Annotated in this window: 28 protein-coding genes; 25 read left to right on the top strand and 3 right to left on the bottom strand. The window is 59.2% G+C overall.

Going from position 1 to position 25,338, the window contains the following annotated elements:
• Positions 1-51: 51 nt before the first annotated feature.
• Complete coding sequence (locus ACR0DL_RS06905) at positions 52-1,278, bottom strand: cytochrome b/b6 domain-containing protein (protein WP_170359013.1); 1,227 nt, start codon at positions 1,276-1,278, stop codon at positions 52-54.
• 170 nt (positions 1,279-1,448) lie between these two features.
• Between ACR0DL_RS06905 and fabD the strand changes: the two genes are divergently transcribed.
• The 7 genes from fabD (at position 1,449) to mltG (ending at position 7,780) form a co-directional block, all read left to right on the top strand.
• Entirely contained in the window at positions 1,449-2,387 is a 939-nt protein-coding gene (fabD, locus tag ACR0DL_RS06900) for an ACP S-malonyltransferase (protein WP_170375819.1), read from the top strand.
• Positions 2,388-2,427: 40 nt separating this feature from the next.
• On the top strand, positions 2,428-3,165 hold the full coding sequence (fabG, locus tag ACR0DL_RS06895) for a 3-oxoacyl-[acyl-carrier-protein] reductase (protein ID WP_170549462.1): 738 nt from the start codon (positions 2,428-2,430) through the stop codon (positions 3,163-3,165).
• Positions 3,166-3,374: 209 nt separating this feature from the next.
• Positions 3,375-3,608: an acyl carrier protein gene (locus ACR0DL_RS06890; RefSeq protein WP_008756330.1), complete on the top strand. Its 234-nt coding sequence runs from the start codon at positions 3,375-3,377 to the stop codon at positions 3,606-3,608.
• A gap of 138 nt (positions 3,609-3,746) precedes the next feature.
• Positions 3,747-4,286 carry a GNAT family N-acetyltransferase gene (locus tag ACR0DL_RS06885; protein ID WP_170359006.1) on the top strand — a complete coding sequence of 180 codons (540 nt, stop codon included), beginning with the start codon at positions 3,747-3,749 and terminating at the stop codon, positions 4,284-4,286.
• 119 nt (positions 4,287-4,405) lie between these two features.
• Entirely contained in the window at positions 4,406-5,149 is a 744-nt protein-coding gene (locus ACR0DL_RS06880; protein WP_170349071.1) for a 1-(5-phosphoribosyl)-5-[(5-phosphoribosylamino)methylideneamino]imidazole-4-carboxamide isomerase, read from the top strand.
• Between the two features lie 204 nt (positions 5,150-5,353).
• Positions 5,354-6,619 carry a beta-ketoacyl-ACP synthase II gene (gene fabF / locus ACR0DL_RS06875; RefSeq protein WP_170349070.1) on the top strand — a complete coding sequence of 422 codons (1,266 nt, stop codon included), beginning with the start codon at positions 5,354-5,356 and terminating at the stop codon, positions 6,617-6,619.
• Positions 6,620-7,780, top strand: a complete 1,161-nt coding sequence (gene mltG, locus ACR0DL_RS06870; RefSeq protein WP_480688233.1) for an endolytic transglycosylase MltG — start codon at positions 6,620-6,622, stop codon at positions 7,778-7,780.
• 39 nt (positions 7,781-7,819) lie between these two features.
• Here the strand turns inward: mltG and ACR0DL_RS06865 are convergent, their stop codons facing one another.
• Both ACR0DL_RS06865 and ACR0DL_RS06860 read right to left on the bottom strand, forming a co-directional pair.
• A complete protein-coding gene (locus ACR0DL_RS06865) occupies positions 7,820-9,076 on the bottom strand; it encodes a DEAD/DEAH box helicase (protein WP_170505521.1) in 1,257 nt (418 codons plus the stop codon).
• 296 nt (positions 9,077-9,372) lie between these two features.
• A complete protein-coding gene (locus tag ACR0DL_RS06860) occupies positions 9,373-9,909 on the bottom strand; it encodes a winged helix-turn-helix transcriptional regulator (RefSeq protein WP_480688231.1) in 537 nt (178 codons plus the stop codon).
• 39 nt (positions 9,910-9,948) lie between these two features.
• Here ACR0DL_RS06860 and ACR0DL_RS06855 point away from each other — a divergent pair, with 39 nt between their 5' ends.
• The 18 genes from ACR0DL_RS06855 to ACR0DL_RS06770 all read left to right on the top strand — a co-directional run bounded on the left by ACR0DL_RS06855 (position 9,949) and on the right by ACR0DL_RS06770 (position 25,337).
• Complete coding sequence (locus ACR0DL_RS06855; RefSeq protein WP_170349066.1) at positions 9,949-10,323, top strand: VOC family protein; 375 nt, start codon at positions 9,949-9,951, stop codon at positions 10,321-10,323.
• Between the two features lie 434 nt (positions 10,324-10,757).
• Positions 10,758-12,128 (top strand): DNA-packaging protein, encoded by a 1,371-nt coding sequence (locus ACR0DL_RS06850; RefSeq protein ID WP_170376120.1) that lies wholly within the window; start codon positions 10,758-10,760, stop codon positions 12,126-12,128.
• A gap of 419 nt (positions 12,129-12,547) precedes the next feature.
• Positions 12,548-12,898: a hypothetical protein gene (locus tag ACR0DL_RS06845; protein ID WP_480640458.1), complete on the top strand. Its 351-nt coding sequence runs from the start codon at positions 12,548-12,550 to the stop codon at positions 12,896-12,898.
• Between the two features lie 197 nt (positions 12,899-13,095).
• Positions 13,096-14,265, top strand: a complete 1,170-nt coding sequence (locus ACR0DL_RS06840; protein WP_480688229.1) for a phage portal protein — start codon at positions 13,096-13,098, stop codon at positions 14,263-14,265.
• On the top strand, positions 14,258-14,476 hold the full coding sequence (locus ACR0DL_RS06835; protein ID WP_058280601.1) for a GTA head formation protein, RCAP_rcc01685 family: 219 nt from the start codon (positions 14,258-14,260) through the stop codon (positions 14,474-14,476). Before ACR0DL_RS06840 ends, ACR0DL_RS06835 begins: the two co-directional genes overlap by 8 nt.
• 26 nt (positions 14,477-14,502) lie before the next feature.
• Complete coding sequence (locus ACR0DL_RS06830) at positions 14,503-15,048, top strand: HK97 family phage prohead protease (RefSeq protein WP_480688227.1); 546 nt, start codon at positions 14,503-14,505, stop codon at positions 15,046-15,048.
• A 34-nt stretch (positions 15,049-15,082) separates the two neighbouring features.
• Positions 15,083-16,261 (top strand): phage major capsid protein, encoded by a 1,179-nt coding sequence (locus ACR0DL_RS06825; protein ID WP_480688225.1) that lies wholly within the window; start codon positions 15,083-15,085, stop codon positions 16,259-16,261.
• A 176-nt stretch (positions 16,262-16,437) separates the two neighbouring features.
• Entirely contained in the window at positions 16,438-17,037 is a 600-nt protein-coding gene (locus ACR0DL_RS06820) for a head-tail connector protein (RefSeq protein ID WP_170505537.1), read from the top strand.
• Positions 17,034-17,372: a phage head closure protein gene (locus ACR0DL_RS06815; protein WP_226688315.1), complete on the top strand. Its 339-nt coding sequence runs from the start codon at positions 17,034-17,036 to the stop codon at positions 17,370-17,372. Before ACR0DL_RS06820 ends, ACR0DL_RS06815 begins: the two co-directional genes overlap by 4 nt.
• Complete coding sequence (locus tag ACR0DL_RS06810) at positions 17,369-17,782, top strand: DUF3168 domain-containing protein (protein ID WP_480688223.1); 414 nt, start codon at positions 17,369-17,371, stop codon at positions 17,780-17,782. Before ACR0DL_RS06815 ends, ACR0DL_RS06810 begins: the two co-directional genes overlap by 4 nt.
• 20 nt (positions 17,783-17,802) lie before the next feature.
• Positions 17,803-18,216: a phage major tail protein, TP901-1 family gene (locus ACR0DL_RS06805; protein WP_058280596.1), complete on the top strand. Its 414-nt coding sequence runs from the start codon at positions 17,803-17,805 to the stop codon at positions 18,214-18,216.
• Between the two features lie 4 nt (positions 18,217-18,220).
• On the top strand, positions 18,221-18,541 hold the full coding sequence (locus ACR0DL_RS06800; protein WP_170549435.1) for a gene transfer agent family protein: 321 nt from the start codon (positions 18,221-18,223) through the stop codon (positions 18,539-18,541).
• Positions 18,538-18,747: a rcc01693 family protein gene (locus ACR0DL_RS06795; protein ID WP_170549432.1), complete on the top strand. Its 210-nt coding sequence runs from the start codon at positions 18,538-18,540 to the stop codon at positions 18,745-18,747. Before ACR0DL_RS06800 ends, ACR0DL_RS06795 begins: the two co-directional genes overlap by 4 nt.
• Positions 18,734-19,396 carry a phage tail tape measure protein gene (locus tag ACR0DL_RS06790; protein WP_170349055.1) on the top strand — a complete coding sequence of 221 codons (663 nt, stop codon included), beginning with the start codon at positions 18,734-18,736 and terminating at the stop codon, positions 19,394-19,396. The genes ACR0DL_RS06795 and ACR0DL_RS06790 overlap by 14 nt, the downstream gene beginning before the upstream one ends.
• A 16-nt stretch (positions 19,397-19,412) precedes the next feature.
• A complete protein-coding gene (locus tag ACR0DL_RS06785) occupies positions 19,413-20,045 on the top strand; it encodes a DUF2460 domain-containing protein (protein ID WP_170549429.1) in 633 nt (210 codons plus the stop codon).
• A complete protein-coding gene (locus tag ACR0DL_RS06780; protein ID WP_480688220.1) occupies positions 20,045-20,932 on the top strand; it encodes a DUF2163 domain-containing protein in 888 nt (295 codons plus the stop codon). Before ACR0DL_RS06785 ends, ACR0DL_RS06780 begins: the two co-directional genes overlap by 1 nt.
• Complete coding sequence (locus ACR0DL_RS06775; protein ID WP_480637003.1) at positions 20,929-21,375, top strand: NlpC/P60 family protein; 447 nt, start codon at positions 20,929-20,931, stop codon at positions 21,373-21,375. Before ACR0DL_RS06780 ends, ACR0DL_RS06775 begins: the two co-directional genes overlap by 4 nt.
• Positions 21,375-25,337 (top strand): baseplate multidomain protein megatron, encoded by a 3,963-nt coding sequence (locus tag ACR0DL_RS06770; RefSeq protein WP_480688218.1) that lies wholly within the window; start codon positions 21,375-21,377, stop codon positions 25,335-25,337. Before ACR0DL_RS06775 ends, ACR0DL_RS06770 begins: the two co-directional genes overlap by 1 nt.
• Position 25,338 lies beyond the last annotated feature (1 nt).

The raw sequence follows: 25,338 nt of genomic DNA, 5'->3' as shown, positions 1-25,338 counted from the left end.
CACGCGATCTTCTGAACAAAACCGCCGAGGCACGTCGCCTCGGCGGTTTTTTTATTCGGCTCGTTGCGCGACCAGTTCCACAGAAACTGCAACCACAAAGGCCAGCGAGTCCTCGCCGGGCATGGACTTGCCAACATCAAAATCCAGCCGGTTCAATTCCAACACCCCGGACATCGCGGCGGTGTTGTCCTGAAGATCAAGTGTGAAAGGCAGCACCACATCCATAGTTTTGTCGCGGATGGTCAGCGGACCGCGGGCCTCGTACCCGGTGTCGGTCTTGTAGAGGTCGGCCTTGAACTGGGCGGTCGGGAATTGGGTGCTGTCAAAGAAATCGGCCCCCATGGCCTGATCCGTAACCGTTCCAAGGCTCAGCGAAGGGATCGCGATTGTGACGTCAACTGTACCGGCTAGGCCCGGCTCAGATGGGTCTTCAAAGGCAATTGCTGCGGTCCAATCGGCGAATGTGCCGGTCACTGGGCTGCCCAGTTGGGTGATGGTAATGGACAGTGTGCCTTCTTGCACCTGCCAGTCCGATTGCACCTCGGACAGTTCTGCGGTGTCGGTTGCGGCGGCGGAGTGATCCGAGAATACGCCCGTGGACCAACCACCCAACAGGACCGCACCCCAAATAGCCAGCGCAGCAACAGCGGGTAGGGCAGAGTGATGTTGGTCTGGGGGCTGAGGCACGTCTGAACGGCCGGGCAGCATACGGCGTAGAGTGCTGTCCTTGTCGACCACATGGTGCTTGAGGGCACCTGCGATATGCAGGATTAGTGATCCCGCCAGAACCAGAATGAACAGCCAGTGCAGGCCCGCCGTAACCTCGGCGACATAGGGTGACTTGGGTACGAAGGGCAGATTTTGCCCAAAGGGCCACAGGATCGGGGCGAAACCTTCCGCTGCGGCATGGTGCAGCCAGCCAGTCAGGGGAACCAGAACCAGCGAGGCATAGAGCATCCAGTGTACGACCTCGGCGGCGAAGGCTTCGGGTTTGTTGTCTGCGTTCAACAGGCCGGGCTTGGTCTGGGTCATCGCCCATAAGATGCGGGCCAGCGCGACAAAAAAGACGGTGACCCCGACTGTTTTATGGAGCGAGAACAACTGAACCGCCCGAACAAGGTCCTCTTCGGTGGTGGGGATGGACGGATCATAGATTGCGTGGGCCAGATTGTTGGCGAACCATCCCAGCGGCAGGGCGGTAAAGATCAGCAAGGCGGTCAACCAGTGAAAGGTCTTGGCCACACTGCCATAGCTGGAAAAGGTGTTGGTCGAGGGCATTGGTTGCTCCGTACTGGGGTGGCTGCGTTCAACCTAAAGCCATGGGATCAGGACGCAATAGCGAGCCACGCACAGCAAAAGTGCCAGATTGCAGAGGTCAGGCAGTGCTTGTGCCGCGCCCGCGCACGGTTTACACCCCGCCGCAACCTAACGTCATCCAAGAGGTCGCAATGACACGCGCATTCGTTTTTCCGGGGCAGGGTGCCCAAACTATCGGGATGGGCAAGGCTCTGGCCGAGGCTTATCCGGCTGCTCAGGCTGTGTTCGACGAGGTCGACGAGGCGCTGGGTGAAAAGCTGAGTAGCCTGATCTGGGAAGGTGATATAGCGGATCTGACGCTAACGCAGAACGCGCAGCCTGCGCTTATGGCGACGTCAATGGCGGTGATGCGCGCGCTGGATGCCGAAGGTGTTTCGGTTACTGACGCAGCATTTGTAGCCGGTCACTCGCTGGGTGAGTATTCCGCGCTGGCCGCTGCTGGAGCTTTGTCGGTTGCCGATACGGCCCGCCTGCTGCGCACCCGTGGTCAGGCCATGCAAAGCGCCGTGCCGGTAGGCGAAGGCGCAATGGCTGCCATTTTGGGCTTGGATTTGGACGCCGTCCGCGTCGTAGCCGAGGAAGCCGCGCAGGGCGAAGTCTGTCAGGCCGCAAATGACAATGATCCGACACAAGTCGTGGTTTCAGGCTCCAAAGCCGCCGTAGAGCGTGCCGCCGAGATCGCTAAGGGAAAAGGTGCCAAGCGCGCAGTGATGTTGCCGGTTAGCGCGCCGTTCCATTGCGCTCTGATGCAGCCTGCCGCAGACGTAATGGCAGAGGCGCTGTCAGAGGTTGAAATTAAGGCACCTGCTGTGCCGCTGGTGGCCAATGTGCGGGCCGAGGCGGTTTCGGACCCCGATCTGATCCGTCAATTGCTGGTCGAGCAGATCACGGGTTCGGTTCGGTGGCGTGAAAGCGTGCAATACATGGCGGCGCAAGGCGTGACCGAGACATGGGAGATTGGCGCAGGTAAAGCGCTGTCAGGTATGGTTCGCAAGATTGATCGGGCCATTGCGGGCAAGGCCGTCAGTACGCCGGAAGACGTGCAAAAGGTCATTCAGGCTGAATCGTAAGTTGAAAACGTCGCAACGGACGCACCAAGAGGGAAACCGAATGTTTGATTTGACAGGTAAGAACGCGCTGATTACCGGCGCTTCGGGTGGTATCGGGGGCGATATCGCACGCGCACTGCATGGCGCGGGTGCCACTGTGGGGTTGTCTGGTACGCGGGTCGAACCGCTGCAGGCGCTGGCGGATGAGCTGGGTGAGCGCGCGCATGTATTGCCTTGCAACCTGAGCGACCCCGAAGCAGTTGCAGCGCTGCCGAAGCAGGCCGCCGACGCGATGGGATCCGTTGACGTTCTGGTAAACAACGCGGGCATCACGCGGGACAATCTGTTCATGCGTATGTCAGACGAAGAATGGCAAAGCGTAATTGACGTGAACCTGACTGCCACAGCAAAGCTGTGCAAAGGCGTATTGCGCGGCATGATGAAGGCGCGTTGGGGTCGGATCATCAACATCTCGTCCGTGGTCGGCGCGACCGGCAATCCGGGTCAGGTCAATTATGCCGCGTCCAAGGCCGGTATGGTCGGTATGACCAAGTCGCTGGCCTATGAGGTCGCAAGCCGCGGAATCACGGCAAACGCAGTGGCCCCGGGATTCATCACAACTGCGATGACGGATAAGCTGACCGACGATCAGAAATCGGGAATTCTGGGGCAGGTTCCAGCTGGTCGTATGGGCGAGCCGTCAGAAATTGCTGCGGCAGTTCTGTACCTTGCAAGCCCTGAAGCGGGATATATCACAGGAACGACCTTGCATGTGAACGGCGGTATGGCCATGTTGTGAGCGCACACCGGGGCAGGCGCGAAAGCGTTTGCGTCGGGCGTTGTCTGTGCTATAGGCGGCGCATGTATGCGGGGGTCGGCCAGTGGGTCGGCCTTCTACTTTCCCGGCAATCGGGAAACCAAACCGCCCGGACCGGGCAAAATCAAGCCAGCCTGAGCGGGCAAGGGCAGAACCGGGCGCTACGCCCTGAAATGGAATGAGGAATAGACATGAGCGACGTCGCAGATCGCGTTAAAAAGATCGTTGTTGAGCACCTGGGTGTTGAAGAAGACAAAGTGGCAGAAAACGCTTCCTTCATCGACGATCTGGGCGCAGACAGCCTGGACACTGTTGAGCTGGTCATGGCCTTTGAAGAAGAGTTCGGCATCGAAATCCCTGATGACGCAGCCGAGACCATCCAGACCTTTGGCGACGCCGTCAAATTCATCTCTGAAGCGTCCTAAGCGTTTCAAATCCTTAAAAGCGGCGCTTCCGGGCAACGGAGGCGCCGTTTTTTATGCCCAAAACAAATTCACTCTTGCTTGACGCTTTTCCGCTAAGCACTGTCTGAACAGAGGCAATTTTTTCCGAGCGGGCAGGGCATGATACGATCCACCCCGACGATAAACACGGCACGCTTGATGCTTTGCGCCATGCGTCCCGAAGATTTTAACCGGTTCGCCGAGATCTGGCGCAACCCGTGCATCGTGCGGCATATCGGTGGCAAACCAAGGTCGCGTGGTGAGGCGTGGGATTCATTCCTGCGCAATGCCGGGCACTGGCAGATGGCCGGGTTCGGGCATTGGGCGGTTTTGCAGCAATCGAATCGCCAGATGATCGGTCAGGCTGGTTTTTTCTACGGCAACCGCTCGATGGGTGAAGATTTCGACAGTTACCCCGAAGCCGGATGGATTTTGGTACCCGAAGCGCAGGGGCAGGGTTTGGGCATAGAAGCGGCCCAAGCGGCGCATGATTGGTTCGACCGCATCATGCCTGGGCCCTTGGTTGCAATGGTAAATTCGGCCAATGCCGTCTCGCAGAAACTGGCTGAGAAGCTGGGATATGTGCCGATGCGCGAAGATAAGTACAACGGGTCTGATGTTGTATTGCTGCGCCGGAATGGCCCTCCGAAACGTCACTAGTTTTCAATCGCGGCAATGCCGCAAAATGTCCTCAGTTTGCCGAAACTGGTAAAATCCGAGATCGGTCCGGTGTGTATGGTACACTGGATTGACATGCGATTGAGCGAAGGAGCGGGCTCATGAGGATTTACCCTACTATGGAACTGCAGAACGGCCGGTGCGTGACGCTGGACAAGGGCCGTCTGGACAATGCCATGATCTGGCACGTGGACCCGGTTGAAACAGCGCGCAGTTGGTCGGCCGCCGGGGCCGAATGGATGCAGCTGACGGATTTCGACGCGATCGAAGGCCGTGACACCAATGCCGAGCTGGTCGAGGAAATCATCCGCTCGGCGGAAATGCCGGTGCAATTGGCCGGTGGGATGCGCGCCCGCGAACATGTCGAACATTGGATCGACAAAGGGGCCGGGCGGGTCGTCATAGGTACATTGGCTGCGCGCGACCCGATCTTGGTAAAGGAACTGGCCAAGTTTTACCCGGATCAGATCGTTCTGGCGGTTGATGTCTGGCAGGGCTTTGTCATGACCGAAGGTTGGCGCAGTCAAAGCGCCTTTACCCCCGAAGCCTTTATCGAAGCGTTCGCGGACACCCCGTTCGCGGGTATTGTGGTGACGGATATCGACAGCGACATGGAAGATGTCGAAGCGCAGTTGGGGCTGATCTCGGGACTTGCGGAAAAGTCCCGTACCCCCGTTATCGCCAGCGGTGTGGTGCGCACGGCGGACGATATCTCGCGCTTGGCCTATATCCACAACATATCGGGCGCGATTGTCGGGCGGGCGCTGTTCCGCAAATCGCTGAGCCTGGAAGATGCGCTGGAAGTTGCCAAAACCGCGCACGAGCCCGTGGCGCAGTTCCAGTAAAAGACAAGTCACCCGGAAATCGCCTTTTGCCCCGCGCGGGCAGAAGGCGGTTTTTCATTTCTGAACCCTTCCAAGGGTGACAGGCGGATTTTCTATCGGTTTTGGCGGGATGATGCCGGAAGGGATTGCGCCGTGGCTCTTGCCCCCGGCCCCCACGCCGGGGTATGAGCGGTTCTCAAATAGGAAGCAGGCAAGAGGCATTTCATGCGCAGAGTCGTTGTAACCGGTCTGGGATTGGTCACTCCGTTGGCCAGTGGGGTCGAGGAAAGCTGGTCACGGCTGCTGGACGGAGAATCCGGCGCGGGCCCGATCACGCAGTTCGATGCTGAGGCGAGCGGGGTCACCACGACCTATGCCTGCGAAGTGCCCCGTGGCGATGGTACGAACGGTACGTTCAATCCCGACGATTGGATGCCACCGAAAGAGCAGCGCAAGATTGAGGACTTTATCCTGTATTCCATCGCTGCGGCTGATATGGCCTGCCAGGATGCGAATTGGCTGCCTGAGAATGAAGAAGATCGCCTGCGCACTGGGGTTCTAATCGGCTCGGGTATCGGTGGGCTGGGTTCTATCGCGAACACGGCCAATCTGATCCGTGACAAGGGTCCGCGCCGCGTGTCGCCCTTCTTTATCCCTGGCGCGCTGATTAACTTGGCCTCGGGTCAGGTCTCGATCCGTCATGGGTTTAAAGGGCCGAACCATTCGGTTGTTACCGCCTGTTCGACCGGAGCACATGCCATTGGCGATGCCAGCCGTATCATCCGTGCCGGTGACGCGGATGTCATGGTTGCAGGTGGCGGCGAGGGTTGCATCTGTGAGATTGGCATTGCGGGCTTTAACGCGTGCAAGGCGCTGTCGACCAAGTATGCCGACGACCCTAAGAAAGCCAGCCGCCCTTATGACGTCGACCGCGACGGGTTCGTAATGGGTGAAGGCGCAGGCATTGTCGTGCTGGAAGAATACGAACATGCCAAGGCGCGCGGTGCGAAGATTTACGCCGAGGTTCTGGGCTATGGCATGTCCGGTGACGCCTATCACATCACCGCACCGTCCGAGGACGGCGACGGGGCAGAGCGTTCCATGAAAGCCGCACTGCGCAGTGCCGGGCTAGAGCCAAAGGATCTGGATTATATCAACGCGCATGGGACTTCGACCATGGCGGATACGATCGAGCTGGGCGCGGTGGAGCGTCTGTTGGGCGATCATGCGGGCAACGCAACCATGTCTTCGACCAAATCGGCCACGGGTCACTTGCTTGGCGCGGCTGGCGCGATCGAGGCGATCTTCTCGATCCTGGCGATCCGCGATCAGGTGGCTCCGCCGACGATCAACTTGGACAACCCGGCGGTTGAGACACCGATTGACCTGGCGCCGAATGCCAAACGCGAGCGTGAGATCAACGTGGCCTTGTCGAATTCGTTCGGGTTTGGCGGCACCAATGCCAGCGTGATCTTCGGAAAGGCCAGCTAAATGTGGCGGGCTTTGGCATCAAACGCGCTGACCATCCTGGTGGTCGGCCTGTTTTTGATCGGCGGTGTGATCCTCTGGGGGCAATCGCAGTACAAGGCCGAAGGCCCGCTGGAAACCGCCATGTGCCTACAGGTGAAAAGCGGCTCGAATATGACACGCGTCAGCCAGCAGCTTGCAGATGAGGGTGCCATCAGCAGCGCCATGATCTTCCGGATGGGTGCGGATTACACTGACAAGGCGCAGCAGCTGAAAGCGGGCAGTTTTCTGGTTCGCGAAGGCGCATCGATGGCGCAGATCATCGACGATATCACCAGCAGCGGTGCCAGCACCTGTGGATCTGAGATTGAATATCGCGTTGGTGTCACACGGGTACAGACCCGCGTGCGAGAGCTGAACCCGGCCACCTTGGAGTTTGTCGAAATTGCGAGTTTCGAGGCTGGTGAAGAGGAAGCCCCTGCTGAATACGTTGAAAAACGTCAGGACTCCGATACGCGGTATCGTGTTTCGGTGGCTGAGGGCGTGACCTCTTGGCAGGTGGTCGAGGCGCTTAAGGGCATTGACGCCCTGACCGGTGAGGTGTCCGAAATTCCGGCCGAGGGCATGTTGGCGCCCGACAGCTATGAGCTGGCCCCAGGAGATGACCGGGCTGCTGTGTTACAGGACATGCAGGCGAAGCAACAGTTGCGGATCAACGCGGTTTGGGAAAGCCGGCAGAACGATTTGCCGATTAGCAGCCCAGAGGAGATGTTGATCCTTGCCTCGATTATCGAGAAAGAGACCGGCGTTCCACATGAGCGCGGCCAAGTGGCCAGTGTGTTCGTGAACAGACTTGAAAAAGGCATGAAGCTGCAGACAGACCCGACAGTGATCTATGGTGTCACCAAGGGACAAGGTGTGCTAGGCCGTGGCCTGCGCCGCAGCGAGTTGCGCCGTGCAACCCCTTGGAATACTTATGTGATTGACGGTTTGCCGCCCACACCGATCGCCAATCCCGGCCTTGCAAGCCTTGAGGCCGCGGTGGCCCCAGACAGCACAGACTATGTGTTCTTTGTTGCAGACGGAACTGGCGGGCACGCTTTTGCGGAAACTCTGGATGAGCACAACCGCAACGTCGCCAAATGGCGAGAAATAGAAGCTGAGAGAAACAGCTCGAGCAACTAAGAAAAGGGCCGCGTCGAAAAACGCGGCCCTTTCTTTTTCTTATGCAGCGGGACGTCTGCGGGGGCGGCGACGTTTTGACGACGCAGGTTTCGACGTCGAATTCGCTCCGTGCGGTTTGCGCCCCCGGAACCCACCACGATTGCGCGGTTTTTTGGGCTCGGCGTATTCAGGCATGGTACCGCTGGCGACCGGAATTTCGATCTTCATCAGCTTTTGAATCTGCAGCAGCTGGTCCAGCTCATCGGGCGCGCAGAAGGCAATGGCTTCGCCTTCACGACCGGCGCGGGCTGTGCGGCCAATGCGGTGGACATAATTGTCTGGCACTTCGGGCAGGTCATAGTTGATCACATAGGCAACGCCGGGAATATCGATGCCACGCGCAGCCACGTCGGTGGCGACCAGCACGTTGATCTCACCGGCGCGGAACGCCTTAATTGCGCGGTCGCGCTGGCCCTGGCTTTTGTTTCCGTGGATCGATGCCGCGTTGAAGCCATCGGCCACAAGACCTTTCATCAGCTTTTCAGCACCGTGTTTGGTGCGGGAAAAGACCAACGTCAGGGCGTCCATGTCAGCGGACAGAATTTCGCGCAGTTTTTGCGGCTTTTCTCCTCGGCTGAGGAAATGCACAGACTGCGTAATCTTGTCTGCCGCCTTACCCGGAGGTGAAACCTGTACCCGCTGCGGGTTGGTCAGGTAGGATTGGCTGAGTTCCTCCATCTGCTTTGGCATGGTGGCGGAGAACAACATGGTTTGACGCGGTGTGCCCAGTGCAGGTGCAATTTTACGTAGGGCGTGAATAAAGCCCATGTCCAACATCTGGTCAGCTTCATCCAACACCAGATGACGCACTGAACTGAGGTCAACGGCACCGCGTTCCATCAGGTCGATCAGGCGGCCCGGAGTGGCAACCAGAATATCGGTGCCTCGCGACAGGAACGAGATCTGTTTGCCAATGGATTGTCCGCCGACCACGGTGGCCACGCGCAGTTTCGTCTTTTGCGTCAGATTGCGCAGGCTTTCCGCGATCTGATTCACCAGTTCACGGGTGGGGGCGAGGATCAAAGCCTTCACCGTTTTCGGCGCAGGTTTGCCCGGTTGCGCCAACAGATGATCAATCAGAGGCAAGCCAAAGGCCAAGGTCTTGCCGGTGCCAGTCTGGGCCAGCCCAAGAATATCATGCCCGTTCAGCGCCAGCGGAATGGCCTGGTTTTGTATCGGCGTAGGTTGGGTAAAATTGGCGCGTTTCAGCGCGTCGTTCAGGGCGGGCGCGAGGCCCAGCATGTCAAAGTCGAACAAATAACTATCCTTTGCAGCCCTCGGTATTAACCCAAAGGCAAGTCGTCACGGGCCGCATCTGCGACCGGCAGGGGTTGTACGAGACCTCGGGAAATGCAGGCGGCTCCTGCACCATCCGGTCGTCGCATCAAGAACCCTGCGTGATGGGGAACTATGGGTGGATCGGGCGCTGTGGGGCTGTTGATGGCCCGAATGCTCACGCGGCAGCGCTGTTTCATGGGCACATGCGGGTTGAGAGGTCGAATGTCAAGTTATCGGGCAGGGTTTTCTATGTCCTGTACGACGGTGTTGCTTGATTACTGACCCAACCCGACGGCCTGATGGATGGCAAAACCGGTTTTGACCGCGCGATAGGTCGGGAATGGCATCCGCCCCGAGGTCTCAATATCGCGCTGGATCCAGTCGTGATCCTCTAACTGATGCAATGAGGCGGATAAGGCACGATCGGTGATGGTGATCAGATCCGACCTGATCGCCGAAAAGCGATGCGGGGTGCCGGTTAGGGCCAGGATAGGAACGGTCCACGACTTTCGGAGAAGCTTGTGCGTGGCGTCATCTGGGGCAACCTGAATGATCGCGCTGGCGATACGGGCGGCTTGGGTGCCTGCGGGGGTGAGGCGAAACTCGGGGCGTAGGGGATGGCCATGGCCGGGGTTACGCTCGAGTAGTTCGAGTTGAACGAGGTGATCGAGACTGGCCGCGAAGGCCGTTCGACTGGCGCTGGTTGCGGCGAGTAAAGCGGCTTGTCGCCCAGAAACACCGGAATGCATCAGCGCCAGAATGTTCAGTGACCATGCGCGGGAGGTGAGCTTGACAAGTAGAGTTATGTCCATAAACTATAGTAACTATATTTAAATACAAAGGAAAGTTCAATGCCGCATGTTTCGTTAAAAAACACGATCACGTTTGCGATTTCAGTCAGGGATCGTCACGCCAGTGCGGATTGGTATCGTGACATGCTTGGGTTCGAACTTGCCCATCACATCGATGAAGCCGGGTGGAGCGAAATGCGCACCAATGTGGACGGAGTGACATTGGGTCTGGGAGAACAGGCCGAGCCGTCACCGGGCAATTGCGTTCCGGTCTATGAAGTTGGTGATATTGCCACGGCGCGTGGTGCGCTGGAAGCTGCCGGGGTGGCGTTTGATGGCCCGACGGAAACGATCGAGGGGATGGTCAGCACGGCCACATTCTATGATCCGGATCGCAATGCGATGATGCTGGCGCAAGATTTGACGGGCGGTTAATCTTAACACAGCGTACGATTGTTGTTGCGTTCGATGTTGCGTAACACATTGACTTTGCGTGTTTAATCCCGTAGAAGTTATGTCATGCTAGAAGAAGTGGGCAACGGCCCCGGGGCGACCCGGTGGCCGTTTTTCGTTTCTCTCGTGCGGAGAAAACTCACGCATGAGGTCACAGGCAAACATGACTTTGATTACCCCGGAAGAGCGGATTTCTCAGACGGCTGACTTGTTGCAGTCCCTTGAAAGATCCATTCGCGATCTGCGCCAAGCAGCGGAAGAACTGCGCCAGCAGATTGGTGCCGGGGAGGATGCAGACCTTGCCGGAGCAGGCAAGCAACTGGGGCAGCTAGAGGGGCTGATCCGAAGTTGTCAGAAAGTGGAGACAAGCTTTGTCGAACAACATCACAGACAAGCCGGAATTGCCCAAGGAGGGTATGCGCTCGACCTTGAGCGCGCTCGATTTGAAATCGGGTGCAGGTTGGCTCGCCTCCGCAGATGTTGCGGTTCGGGAGAGATTTCTGAGTGAGATCGGGGAGGGGGGGCTGTGTGCCCTCCCTTTCCTGTTTGAGTTTTGGGCGCTGCCGCATCAGTTGCCGCCCGAGGGTGATTGGCGATGCTGGGTGATCATGGGCGGACGTGGCGCGGGCAAGACACGGGCTGGATCCGAATGGGTGCGGTCGATGGTCGAGGGGGCGAAACCGCTGGATCGGGGTGAGGCCCGCCGTGTGGCTTTGGTTGCAGAGACCTTCGATCAGGTGCGCGATGTCATGATTTTTGGTGACAGCGGGATATTGCGATGTTCGCCCCCGGACAGGCGACCTAGTTGGAAGGCATCTGAACGCAAGTTGATCTGGCCCAATGGGGCCGAGGCTCAGGCATTTTCGGCAAATGATCCCGAAGGGTTGCGGGGACCCCAGTTCGATGCAGCTTGGGTGGATGAGCTGGCCAAATGGAAAAAGGCCGGGGAAACCTGGGATATGCTGCAATTTGCGCTGAGATTGGGTGAGCGGCCGCGGGTCTGTGTGACGACCACGCCGCGGAATGTGAAGGTTTTGAAGGAGTTGCTGGCGTCGCCTTCAACGGTGCACACACACGCGCCGACCGAGGCGAACCGGGCAAATCTGGCCGCATCGTTTCTGGACGAAGTGCGCGCGCGCTATGCAGGCACGCGGCTGGGGCGGCAGGAATTGGACGGGGTGTTACTGTCGGATGCTGAGGGGGCTTTGTGGACGGGCTCGATGCTGGAGGCGGCACGGAGCGGGCAGGTGCCTGATTTGGACCGCATCGTGGTGGCGCTGGACCCGGCTGTGACGGCCGGTTCAGATGCGGATGCCTGCGGGATCGTGGTCGTGGGGGCTCAGGTGCAGGGGCCGCCCGAGGAGTGGCGCGCCTATGTGTTGGCCGACCGAACGGTTCAGGGCGTTGGCCCAGCTGGTTGGGCGCAGGCGGCGATTGACGCAATGGATGAGTTCGGGGCCGAGCGTCTGGTGGCCGAGGTCAATCAGGGCGGGCAGCTTGTAGAAGAGGTCGTGCGGCAGGTGGACCCTCTGGTGCCCTATCGCGCGGTTCGGGCCTCCCGCGGCAAGGTCGCCCGGGCCGAGCCTGTGGCGGCGCTGTACGAACAGGGGCGTGTGGCGCATGTCTCGGGGTTGGATGCGCTGGAGGAACAGATGTGCCAGATGACCGCGCGGGGCTTTGAAGGGCAGGGCTCGCCCGACCGGGTCGACGCGCTGGTCTGGGCGCTGCATGAGCTGGTGGTGGGGCCTGCGGGGGCCTATCGGCGGCCTAGGGTGCGGAGTCTGTGACGCATGGTATCATCCGTCACCGGGCTTGGATTTTTGGTGGGAAGGTCGGTTGGAATGTTGACCTAGCAGACCGATAGAGTTAGCGATGAAACCCATATGCGGAGAGTATTCATCATTGAGGAATTGTACCGAAGTGACTAAAAAAAAGTGTTTTTTTATTTGTTGGGCTTGTGCTGCAAGCGGCATGCGTAGAAACCACACCTGACGAAAGTTATGTACCTTCGAAGCAATCTCTGACCACTTTTGGACCCTATGAGGTTCGACAGCACTCAGACCAACCGCTGACCACGCGGGTGAGAAATGCGTTTGACCAAGCTGTGAGCCAAGGAGACGGAGCGTTTGGAGCGTTTTACATTCGACCGGATGGCGGCTCTTGGGCAGTAGTGACAGGTCGGTATTCAGAGCATGACGCAAAACGAATGGCGAAGATCGACTGTGAGATCGTGTCTCGACAGGATTGTATCCTCTACGCTACGTTTGTTCCTCAAGATAAACCTACAGCATCCACAATACCCAATGCGCACAAAAGTGAATTGGCCAAGGCAAAACGAGACACAGTGTCGGGTAATTACCTAGCGGTTGCAAACAACCCAGCAGGCTACACAGGATTTGGCGTCAATTATACCTCCCAAGTAGAGGCGGAAAACAGTGCAATGAAAGCTTGCGCTGAAGCGACCCAAACAGGTCTGGCAAACGAAATAGCTCGATTCAGATCAGCCTACGAGTCGGCTGGATTGCTGAGATGTAAAATTTTCGGTGTTTATCGTTAACAAGCTTTGATAACTTGTCATTCTTATCGGCTTTGTCCACGAATTGACGGTCTGAAGTCGTGACTGATCTGGATCGTGGCGCCAGGTCGAGAATGCCGTTGCACACCCCCCGTACGCCCCATTCCCAAGCCTTAAACTTCTTTCCGTCATAACTCCTTTCAACAAGCCGGGCAGAGCGGCGGCAGAAAGGAGCACAGATGGTATTCGATTTCTTGCGTCGTGGATCGGCTGAGGCAGCGCCCGAGGCGAAGGCGAGCGCGGCGGGGCCTGTGGTGGCGTGGCAGATGGGTGGGCGCGTGGCGTGGAGCCCTCGGGATGCGGTATCGCTGACGCGGACGGGGTTTTCGGGGAACCCGGTGGGGTTTCGCTCGGTTAAGTTGATTGCCGAGGCGGCGGCGGCTCTGCCTCTGGTGTTGCAGGATCAGGCGCAGCGCTATGATGTACATCCGATCCTGAGCCTCATGCGTCGTCCGAATGCGGCGCAGGGGCGGGCGGAATTGATGGAGGCCTTGTTCGGGCAGTTGCTGCTGTCGGGCAATGCCTATGTCGAGGCAGTGCAGGCCGAGGAAGGCCTGCCGGTTGAGCTGCACGTCCTGCGCTCGGACCGGATGAGCGTGGTGCCGGGCGCGGATGGCTGGCCCAAGGCGTATGACTATAGCGTCGGTGGCAAGACGCATCGATTTGCGGCTGAAGTCATCTGTCACATAAAGTCCTTTCACCCGCAGGATGACCACTATGGATTTTCGCCGATGCAGGCGGCGGCTATGGCGATTGATGTGCATAACAGCGCGTCTCGGTGGTCGAAATCGCTGTTGGACAATGCGGCGCGGCCTTCGGGGGCGCTGGTGTGGAAAGGCGATGGCCATGGGGTGATGGCAGAAGATCAATTCCGGCGTCTGTCAGACGAGATTGAGCAGAACTATCGCGGGGCGCGCAATGCTGGTCGTCCGATGGTTCTGGAAGGGGGGCTGGATTGGAAGCCGATGGGCTTTTCCCCTTCGGACATGGAATTTCAAAAGACCAAGGAAGCCGCCGCCCGCGAGATCGCGCTGGCCTTTGGGGTCCCGCCAATGTTGTTGGGAATTCAGGGCGACGCGACCTATTCGAATTATCAGGAGGCCAACCGGGCGTTTTATCGCCTGACCGTTCTGCCCCTGGTGACGCGGGTGGCGGCGGCAGTGTCAGAGTGGCTCTCGGGCTTTTCTGGCGAGGATCTGATGCTGAAACCCGATCTGGATCAGGTGCCCGCGTTGGCTACCGAACGTGATGCGCAGTGGACCCGCGTCAGCCGTGCCGATTTCCTGACAGATGCCGAGAAGCGGTCTTTGCTGGGGTTGCCGGCACTGGCGGAGGATGCGGATGGCTGAAGGGTATCCGCCATTCGATTGCGCGCCGGGCTTGCGTCTGGCTGCGCATGAACGGGTGGCCGAGATTCAGCATGCGCACCTGTGCAAACGGTTGGATCAGATCGAAGAAATGATGGAGCGGTTAGAGCGCCGGTTGTGGCTGACGGTCTACGGTGTGGCCGCAGTGATCCTGGCACAGGCGTTTCAGTCGTTTTTGTCGGTAACGCCATGAGTTCAGAGGCTTACGAGGAGTTGTTCATGGATTTGGAGCATAAGTTTGCGCGGTTCGGCGATAGGCTGTCTGTGTCCAAGGATGCAGTGATCGAAGGCTATGCCAGTCTGTTCGGTCAGGTCGATCAGGGCCGTGATGTGGTGCAAAAAGGCGCCTATCGTGCATCACTGGATGGGCTGGTGAAGGCTGGTCAGCGGGTTAAGATGCTGTGGCAGCACGACCCGGCGCAACCAATCGGCGTTTGGGACGAAGTGCGCGAAGACGATAAGGGCCTGTGGGTCAAGGGTCGTCTGCTGGAAAGCACACAAAAGGGTCGCGAGGCGGCAGAGCTAATCCGAGCGGGTGCCATGGACGGTCTGTCGATTGGCTATCGCACTCAGCGAGCCGTTAAGAATGACAAGGGCCAGCGGGTCCTGACGGAACTGGAGCTGTGGGAGGTGTCGCTTGTGACTTTCCCGATGCTGCCCAGTGCGCGGGTGGCGGCAAAGGGGGCGACCCCGGATGCCGAAGAAACCCTGCGCAGTATTGCCGAGGTGTTCAACGACGCCCGGCAGGAGCTGGCGCGACCCTAGCGCGCCTCAAACCCACCCAAGAATGGAAGTGCTTATGAGCAAGACCGAGACCCCGGCCTTGACCGGAGAGGGTGCGCCCCTGGTTCAGGAGGTGAAGCAGGCGATGGCTGGCTTCGTGAATGAATTCAAGGGCCTGAAGGCTGAAGTGAAAACCAAACTGCAACAGACAGAAGAGCGACTGACTATGCTGGATCGTAAATCAACCATCGCGGCACGCCCGCATCTTGCTGCCTCGATCACCGAAGGCGCACCGCACCAAAAGGCTTTTGACGCTTATGTGCGTTCGGGTGACGATGACGGCCTGCGTGGGCTGGACATGGAGGCCAAGTCGCTGACCAGTGCGGTCAACAGCGATGGCGGTTACCTGGTCGATCCGCAAACCGCCGAGATCATCAAATCGGTGCTGAAATCCACCGCCTCGATCCGTTCGATCGCCTCGGTCGTGAATGTCGAAGCGAACTCGTTCGATGTGCTGATCGACCACACCGATGTGGGTGCGGGATGGGCGGATGAGGCCTCGAACGCGACCGAGACTGCGACTCCATCGATTGACCGCATCTCAATCGCGCTGCACGAGTTGAGCGCGCTGCCCAAGGCCTCGCAGCGCCTGTTGGATGACAGCGCCTTTGACGTCGAAGGTTGGCTGGCCGGTCGTATCGCTGACAAGTTTGCCCGCGCCGAGGCGTCGGCGTTTATCAGTGGCGATGGTGCCGACAAGCCGAAGGGTATTTTGGATCACGCCAAGGTCGACAATGACGTCTGGGATTGGGGCAATATCGGCTACGTTCGGACAGGCATTGATGGCGGTGTTGAGGCGGATGCCATTGTTGATGTTGTCTATGCGCTGGGCGCGCAGTACCGGGTCAATGGTACCTTCGTGATGAACTCGAAAACTGCAGGCCTGATCCGCAAGCTGAAGGACAGCGATGGCCGTTTCCTGTGGTCGGACGGTCTGGCCGCTGGCGAGCCTGCGCGCCTGATGGGCTATCCGGTGCTGATCGCCGAGGATATGCCGGATGCGGCATCCGACAGTTACTCGATCGCCTTCGGTGATTTCCAGGCAGGATACACCATCGCCGAGCGCCCCGATCTGCGCGTTCTGCGCGACCCGTTCAGCGCCAAACCACACGTCCTCTTCTATGCAACCAAACGCGTCGGCGGCGACGTGAGCGACTTTGCCGCAATCAAACTGGTGAAATTCGGCACTGCCTAAGCGGTGGCGGATCCGGGGGCTGGGTAACCGGCCCCTCGGGCGGCGGGTACGGGCCGGGGTGAGACCCCCTGCGTTGTCTAGCTGCTCCCCTCCGTCCGAGCAACGTGGGGCGGCGCGTGCCTGCCAATTTCCTGAAGTGACGACCCCGGAGGGGGCCGAGATTGCGGAGTGAATGGATGATGTTGATCGAAGAAACCGCCATCGCGGATGCGGCGTTGCCGGTAGATCAGTTCAAGGCGCATCTGCGTCTGGGCACGGGCTTTGCCGAGGGCAGTGTGCAGAACGAGGTGCTGAACGGTTTCCTGCGGGCGGCGATCGCTGCGATCGAGGCGCGCACCGGCAAGGTGCTGATTGAACGCGAATTTTCTTGGAGCCTGAGCGAATGGCTCGATGCTGCAGGCGAGGTGCTGCCGGTAACCCCGGTGGTGACTGTGGGCGCGGTGACAATCCGCGATGCGGCGGGTTTGGAAAGCACAATCGCGCCCGATGCCTATCGGCTGGAACAGGACAGCCAGCGCCCCAGGCTGCGCCCAAAGGGCGCAATGTTGCCGAACATTGCGACAGGCGGCTCGGTGAAAATCACCTTTGCTGCAGGGATGTCGGCAGATTGGGGTGGGCTACCTGCTGATCTGGGTCAGGCAGTTTTGTTGCTGGCCGCGCATTACTACGAATACCGCGACGAGACTGCTTTGGGTGCTGGTTGTATGCCCTTTGGCGTAACCAGCCTGATCCAACGCTATCGCGTCGTGCGCTTTGGCGCAGGGGTGACGCAATGAAGGCGCCGCGATTGAACCGAAAGCTGGTTCTCGAAGCGCCAATCCGAACTGCCGACGGCGCAGGTGGGTACATCGAAACATGGGCCTCGTTGGGTACGGTTTGGGCTGAAGTCACTGCACGCAGCGGGTCCGAGCGTCAGGTGGCCGGGGTGCCAGTTTCGCGCGTGGGTTACCGCATCGTTGTGCGGGGTGCGCCCGAGGGGTCATTGATGCGCCCGTCGCCGGACCAGCGTTTTGCCGAAGGCATACGGCGTTTTGTTATTCGCGCGGTCGCCGAGCGTGACCCGCGTGGCCAGTACTTGACCTGTTTCGCGGACGAAGAGGTGGCGGCATGAGCTATGGCGTTTCAGCGGCTTTGCAGGCGGCGGTGTATCAGCAGCTTTCAGGCGATACGCAGGTCAGCACGCTGTCGGGCGGCGCGATCTATGACGCTGTGCCGGCAGGGGCGGTGCCCCAGACTTATGTGACGCTGGGCCCGGAAGAGGTGCGGGATGCCTCGGACCGATCGGGCGCTGGTGCCCTGCATCGGTTCACGGTGTCGGTGATGTCCGAGGCCGCCGGGTTTGGCGCAGCCAAGGCCCTTGCGGGGGCGGTGTGCGATGCGCTTGAGGGTGCAGCACTGACCCTGGATCGCGGGCGACTGGTGGGGCTGTGGTTCGAACGCGCCTCGGCCCGCCGCACGGGAACCGGCGGTGCCATCCGCCAGATCGACCTGAGATTCCGCGCCCGCGTGGAAGACAACTAAGCAATCAACGGAGAGAGCATATGGCTGCCCAGAACGGAAAAGACCTGTTGGTCAAAGTGGATATGAACGGCTCGGGCCTGTTCGAGACGATCGCGGGGCTGCGGGCCACGCGGGTCAGTTTCAACGCGGAAAGTGTGGATGTCACCAGCCTGGAAAGTCAGGGTGGTTGGCGCGAGCTGTTGTCGGGGGCCGGGGTGAAGTCCGCTGCGATCTCGGGTTCGGGCGTATTCAAGGATGCAGGCACCGACGAACGCGCAAGACAGCTGTTTTTTGACGGTGAGACACCGAACTTTCAGGTGATCATTCCCGATTTCGGCATCGTTGAAGGCGCGTTTCAAGTCACCGGCATCGAATATGCGGGGTCGCACAATGGCGAGGCGACTTATGAGATGAGCCTGGCCAGCGCCGGCGCTTTGGCCTTCACGGCACTGTAATCCTATGGCCAATCCGTGGACGGGCGAGGTGACATTGACCATCGATGGAGAGCGGCGGGTGCTCAAGCTGACGCTGGGTGCTTTGGCGGAATTGGAACAACAGCTGGGCACCGGGTCTTTGGTGGAACTGGTGCAGCGCTTCGAAGGTGGGGCCTATTCCAGCGGTGATGTGCTGGAATTGATCGTGGCCGGGCTGCGAGGCGGGGGCGCCGATGTCGCCCGATCGGATCTGCTGCGGGCCGAGATCGATGGCGGGCCGATGGCTGGCGCCAAGGCTGCGGCTGAACTGCTGGCACGGGCCTTCATGGTACCGGGTGACGCATGAGCGGGTTCGACTGGCCCGCCCTTATGCGGGCCGGTTTCATCGGCCTGCGCCTGACGCCGGATCAGTTCTGGCGTCTGACACCGGCTGAATTGCGACTGATGTTGGGGCAAGGGGCCGGGATGCCAGCGATGAACCGGGCGGGGTTGGACGCTTTGCTGGCGGCCTATCCGGACAAGCAACAAGGAGAGCGTGATGACGGATCGTGACGGGTTGGATGACCTGCAGGAACGGGGTGAGGCGCTGGGCGACTCGTTGGGGGATGCGGCGTCCATGGCTGCGGCATTCGACAATCAGATGAAGCGGATCAGCGCAGCCTTTGAAGAAACCGGCAAGGACGTCGCCACGTTGGAGCGCGGCATGTCCGGCGGTTTGCGCAAGGCATTTGACGGCGTGGTGCTGGACGGCATGAACCTGTCGGATGCGCTGGATGTGCTGAAGAACTCGATGATCCGCACGGCCTATTCGGCGGCGATCAAGCCTGTGACCGATCACTTTGGCGGCATGCTGGCCAATACGGTTGGTGGTCTGGTGCAGGGAATTTTGCCCTTTGCCAATGGCGGCAGCTTTTCGCAGGGCCGGGTGATGCCCTTTGCCAATGGCGGTGTGGTCAGCGGCCCAACGACATTTCCGATGCGGGGCGGCACCGGACTGATGGGCGAGGCCGGCCCCGAGGCGATCATGCCTCTGGCGCGCGGGCCAGATGGCAAGTTGGGCGTGCGGACATCCGGCGGAGGGCGCGCAGTGAACGTGGTGATGAATATCACAACGCCGGACGTTCAGGGTTTCAGACGCAGTCAGGGTCAGATTGCCGCTCAGATGAGCCGCGCCTTGGGTCGCGGCAATCGCAACAGGTAACACGAGGGAGCAGCTCATGAATTTCCACGAGGTAAGATTTCCCGCCAGCCTGAGCTTTGGTTCGGTCGGCGGCCCCGAGCGGCGCACAGATATCGTGACGCTGGCCAACGGGTTCGAAGAACGCAACACGCCCTGGGCGCATTCCCGTCGCCGCTATGACGCCGGGCTGGGGATGCGATCATTGGACGATATCGAGACGCTGGTTTCGTTTTTTGAAGCCCGTCAGGGGCAGATGTTCGGTTTTCGCTGGAAAGACTGGTCGGATTACAAATCCGGGGCTGCGACAGCAGACGTGGCAATGGATGATCAGGTCATTGCTCGTGGTGACGGTACAAGCACCGAGTTTCAGCTGGTCAAAACCTACAGCTCGGGCGGGTTCAGCTATGTCCGCCCAATCGTCAAACTAGTTTTGGGTACCGTGCGGATCGGCCTGGAACAGGATCAAATGCGCGAAGGCGTAGATTTTGAAGTGGACATAAACAGCGGTCTGATCACGTTTACTGCGCCGCCGCCTGAAGAGGTGGAAGTCACCGCCGGGTTTGAGTTTGACGTCCCGGTTCGTTTTGACACTGACAAGATTCAGACCAGTGTCGCTAGTTTTCAAGCGGGCGACGTACCCAACGTTCCAGTGGTCGAGGTACGTGTCTGATGAGCGGCGATAAGCAGGGGCTGCTCACCCATCTGCAAACAGGGTTGACCACAACCTGCCGATGCTGGGCGATCCGGCGTGAGGACGGGCAGGAATACGGTTTCACCGATCATGACATGGTACTGAGCTTTGACGGGATGACCTTCAAGGCTAGCACGGGCCTGACGGCTACGGCTATCGAACAAGCCACCGGACTGTCCGTCGACAACTCTGAGGCCATGGGGGCCTTGTCCGATGCTGCGGTCACAGAAGAAGACATCGAAGCGGGTCGGTTCGACAATGCTCAGGTCCGGGCGTGGCTGGTCAACTGGGCCAGGCCTGAACAGCGTTTTCTGCAATTCAAAGGCTCGATTGGTGAGATGCGCCGCGCAGGTGGTGCATTTCACGCCGAATTGCGCGGTTTGACCGACCTGCTCAACCGACCGATGGGCAGGGTTTACCAGAAACCTTGTACGGCAGTTCTGGGGGACGGTGATTGCAAGTTCAATCTCGGCGCGCCAGGGTATCAGGCCGAGGCTGAAGTGGTCGCTTTTATTGCCGGCACTGTCCTGCAATTGAAAGGGGCAGAAGCACCGGATGAAGCCTGGTTCAGGCGGGGCAGATTGGATGTTTTGTCCGGGCGGGCAACCGGGTTGTGGGCCGCAATCAAACAGGACGACCGGATCGTGGGTGGGCGCAATGTTACGCTTTGGTCCGGGATCAGCGGCGGCCTGGCCGTCGGGGACCGGGTAAAGCTGACAGCAGGGTGCAACAAAAGTATGCACACCTGCCGAAAAAAATTTAATAATATCATCAACTTTCAGGGGTTTCCTGACCTGCCCGGTGAAGACTGGGTAATGGCGGTGCCCAAGCAAGGCAATCCCAACACTGGGGGAAGCAGACGATGAGCGGCCATAGGCAGGATATTGTCGACGAGGCGCGGGGCTGGTTGGGAACGCCTTACGTGCATCAGGCTTCGGTCAAAGGGGTGGGTACGGATTGTCTGGGCCTTTTGCGTGGTGTGTGGCGCGCGCTGCTGGGGCACGAACCCGAAACGGTGCCGAGCTATAGCATGGACTGGTCTGAGCCGCAGGGCGAAGAGCGCATGTGGGCAGCGGCCCGCCGTCACCTGATTGAAAAGAACCCCAGTTCTGCGAAGGCGGGCGATGTTTTGTTGTTCCGTATGCGCGATGGGCGTGTTGCCAAGCATGTTGGTATCGTCAGCGAAACCGCACCCGCGCTGCGGTTTATTCACGCCTATTCCGGCTATGGCGTCGTGGAAAACACGCTTAGTGATCCCTGGCGCCGCCGGGTGGTCGCCTGTTTTGAATTCCCGCTGGAGGATATGTGATGGCTACAATAATTCTGTCTGCGGCAGGAGCTGCGGTCGGCGGAGCGATTGGCGGCACTGTTGCGGGGCTGTCGACCGCAGTGATCGGCCGCGCCATTGGGGCAACGCTGGGCCGGGTCATCGACCAGCGGTTAATGAGCCAGTCGGTCATGGGCGGTGGCAGCGAAGTGGTCGAAACCGGGCGCTTGGACCGTTTCCGCCTGACCGAATCCGGAGAGGGTTCTCCGGTCGCTAAGGTTTTCGGGCGTATGCGGTTGGGTGGTCAGGTTATCTGGGCGTCGGATTTTCTGGAAACCAAAAGCACAAGCACAACCTCGCAGAGTGGCGGAGGTGGCAAGGGATCTCCGAAATCGTCCGAGGTCACAACAACCACGCACAGCTACAGCTATTCGATTTCTCTGGCCATTGCGGTAGGGGTGGGACAAATTTCGGACGTCCCGCGCATTTGGGCTGATGGAGAGGAACTGGAGCTCTCAACCCTGAACATGCGTATCTATCGGGGGAACGACCATCAATTGCCGGACCCTCTGATCGAAGCCATTGAAGGCGCGGGCAACGTTCCGGCCTATCGTGGCACGGCTTATGTTGTGATCGAAGGTTTGCAACTGGCGCCGTTTGGAAACAGGGTGCCGCAATTTTCATTCGAAGTCGTACGTCAGGAACAGCCGGGATTGCCGGATACGCCGGATGCCCTGTTCAAGACCATCCGGGGCGTTGCCCTGATGCCGGGCACCGGTGAATATGCGCTGGCCAGCGAACAGATCAATTACACAAAAGGGCGTGGGCAAAGCTGGGCGGCGAATGTCAACTCTGCCTCGGGGAGGCCGGACCTGGTGACTTCGACCCGGGCGCTGCAACGTGAGTTGCCTTCCTGCGAGGCGGCCTCTTTGATCGTGTCGTGGTTTGGCGATGATTTGCGGTGCGGGCAATGTCAAATTCAGCCCAAGGTTTTGCGCAAAGACATCGAAGGCAAGAACATGCCCTGGCGCGTGGCAGGTGTGACCCGACAGACCGCCCAAGCTGTCAGGTACGAAAATGACCGCCCCGTCTATGGCGCAACCCCTGCGGATCAATCCGTAGTTCAGGCAATCTGGCATATGAAAAGTATTGGCAAACGGGTTATGTTTTATCCGTTTATCCTGATGGATCAATTGCAAGGCAACGGTTTGCCAGACCCGTGGTCGGATGCACCCAACCAGCCGCATTTGCCTTGGCGGGGGCGCATCACGCTTAGCACCGCGCCCGGTAGAAAAGGATCACCGGATAAAACGGCGACGGCCGACGCGCAGGTGGCCGCGTTCTTTGGACACGCACGCGCCAGTAACTTTGCCATTGGCGATGGCGAAGTGACCTATAGCGGCCCTCAGGAATGGGGTTTGCGCCGCTTCATTCTGCATTATGCGGCATTGTGTAAAGCTGCTGGAGGGGTGGAGTCTTTTTGCATCGGTTCCGAAATGCGCGGGCTGACCCAAATCCGAGGTCTGACCGGCTTTCCAGCCGTTTCCCAAATGCAAGCCTTGGCCGCCGAAGTGCGCGAAATCTTGGGACCAGGCACAAAAATCGGGTACGCATCGGATTGGAGCGAGTATTTCGGCTATCAGCCGAATGATGGAACCGGGGACCGTTATTTTCACCTTGATCCACTGTGGGCAGATGAAAACATCGATTTCGTCGGCATCGACAATTACATGCCCCTGTCGGATTGGCGGGATGGCGAGGATCACGTGGATCTGAAGGCCGGCACAGACGCGATCTATGACCTCGACTACCTTCGAGGCAATATCGAAGGCGGAGAAGGCTATGACTGGTATTATGCCTCGTCGGAAGAGGCCGAAGTCCAGATAAGAACGCCGATCACGGATGAGGAGCATGATGAGGCATGGGTCTGGCGTTACAAGGACCTTCGCAATTGGTGGTCGAACCGGCATCACGAACGCATTGGCGGTGTACGTCAATCGAACCCGACCGATTGGGTGCCTGGCTCAAAACCTATCTGGTTTACGGAACTGGGTTGCGCGGCCATCGACAAAGGAACCAATCAGCCGAACAAGTTTCTTGACCCGAAATCCTCGGAATCCAGCTTGCCGAAATACTCTTCCGGTCGGCGCGATGATTTCATGCAGGTGCAGTACTTGAAAGCGATGTATGGCTACTGGTCTGATCCGGCAATCAACCCGCTTTCGGAACAATATGATGGTCACATGGTTGATATGGCGAACGCCTATGTTTGGGCATGGGATGCACGTCCGTTTCCAACGTTTCCGAACCTGCGAAGCCAGTGGAGCGACGGGGCGAACTATCCCCGAGGTCATTGGTTGAATGGACGGTCAGGAACGCGGAATCTGGCCTCTGTGGTCACTGAAATCTGCCACGGTGCCGGAGTAACGGATATCGACGTGTCGCGTCTGGATGGCGTCGTACGGGGCTATCTGGTTCAAGATGTCTCCAGCGCGCGCGCGGCATTGCAGCCCTTGATGCTGCGTTATGGGTTTGATGCGATTGAACGGGATGGTGTGCTGCTGTTTCAGATGCGCGACGGTCGCAAGGTGGTCGGATTGGATACAGACGATCTGGCAGACAGCTCTGATATCGAAGGCCGCGTGGAATATCGCAGAGAAGCCGAGGCCGAAATGACAGGCCGCGTTCGGTTGCGCTTTGTACAATCGGACGCCGATCATGATGTTGTGTCAGAAGAGGCCATCTTGCCGGACACTCGAACGCATTCGGTGGCCGTGAACGAGATGCCTCTATCGCTGACACGCGCCGAAGGCCGCCAAACCGCTGAACGCTGGCTAAGCGAGGCGCGGGTCTCACGCGAGACAGCGCGCTTTGCACTGCCGCCGTCGATGTTGCATCTGGGGGCGGGTGACGTCGTGAGCCTGACCAAAGACGGGCAGAGTGCGCGCTATCGCATCGACCGGCTAGAGCAGGCGGATCTGCAACTGGCCGAGGCAGTGCGCATCGAACCCGGCGTCTATGCGCCATCTGATCTGCCTGACGATCAAGTGTCGATCAAACCCTTTGTGGCACCGGTTCCTGTTTTGCCTGTGTTCATGGATTTGCCGCTGCTGACCGGCTCAGAGGCACCGCATGCCCCATACCTTGCTACTTCGGCCAACCCATGGCCCGGCAGTGTTGCCGTCTATTCGGCGGCCAGTGACGAAGACTATGCTCTGCAAGAGGTGATCTCGGGGCAAGCGATAATTGGATTTACCGAAACCCCGCTGAGACGGGCAAGCGCCGGTGTCTGGGATGAAGGAACGCCGCTGCGCGTCAATCTGGTTGATGGCCTGCTGGAATCGCGCCCTCGGGATGCGTTGCTGAACGGGGCCAATCTGGCCGCGATCGGTGATGGAACACCCGGCAATTGGGAGCTGTTCCAATTCGCCGACGCTACGCTGCAAGAAACGGGCATCTATACATTGTCCGGTCGCTTGCGCGGTCAGCTTGGGACGGATGCGATCATTCCCGATGTCTGGCCCGATGGGTCGATGTTCGTCCTGTTGGATCAGCGTGTTTACCAAACCAGCTTGTTGCGGTCCGAGCGGCGCGTGAGCAAGCACTACCGCATTGGTCCGGCAACGCGCGGGTATGATGACCCGTCCTATGTACATCTTGTCGAGGCGTTCGACGGCAACGGGTTGCGCCCATACGCACCGGTGCATCTGAAGGCGATGGGAACAGCCGCAGGTGATCAATTGTCGTGGATACGTCGAACCCGGCTGGATGGGGACGATTGGGCGGGGATTGAGGTTCCGCTGGCCGAGGAAAGCGAATCCTACCTTCTGCAAATACGAACCAACGGGACCCTGGTACGGGAACAGATCGTGAGCGTTCCAAACTGGACCTACACGTCGGCAATGAAAGCAGACGATGGGATCAACGGGCCTTATGAAGTCCACATTGCACAGGTTTCAGCCAGCTACGGAGCGGGACTATTCGCCCAAGTGACAGTCGGGTGAT

The sequence above is a fragment of the Ruegeria sp. BB5 genome, from assembly GCF_056539405.1.
The sequence above is the reverse complement of the archived record's forward strand: the minus strand, read 5'-3'. Positions and strand labels throughout refer to the sequence as shown.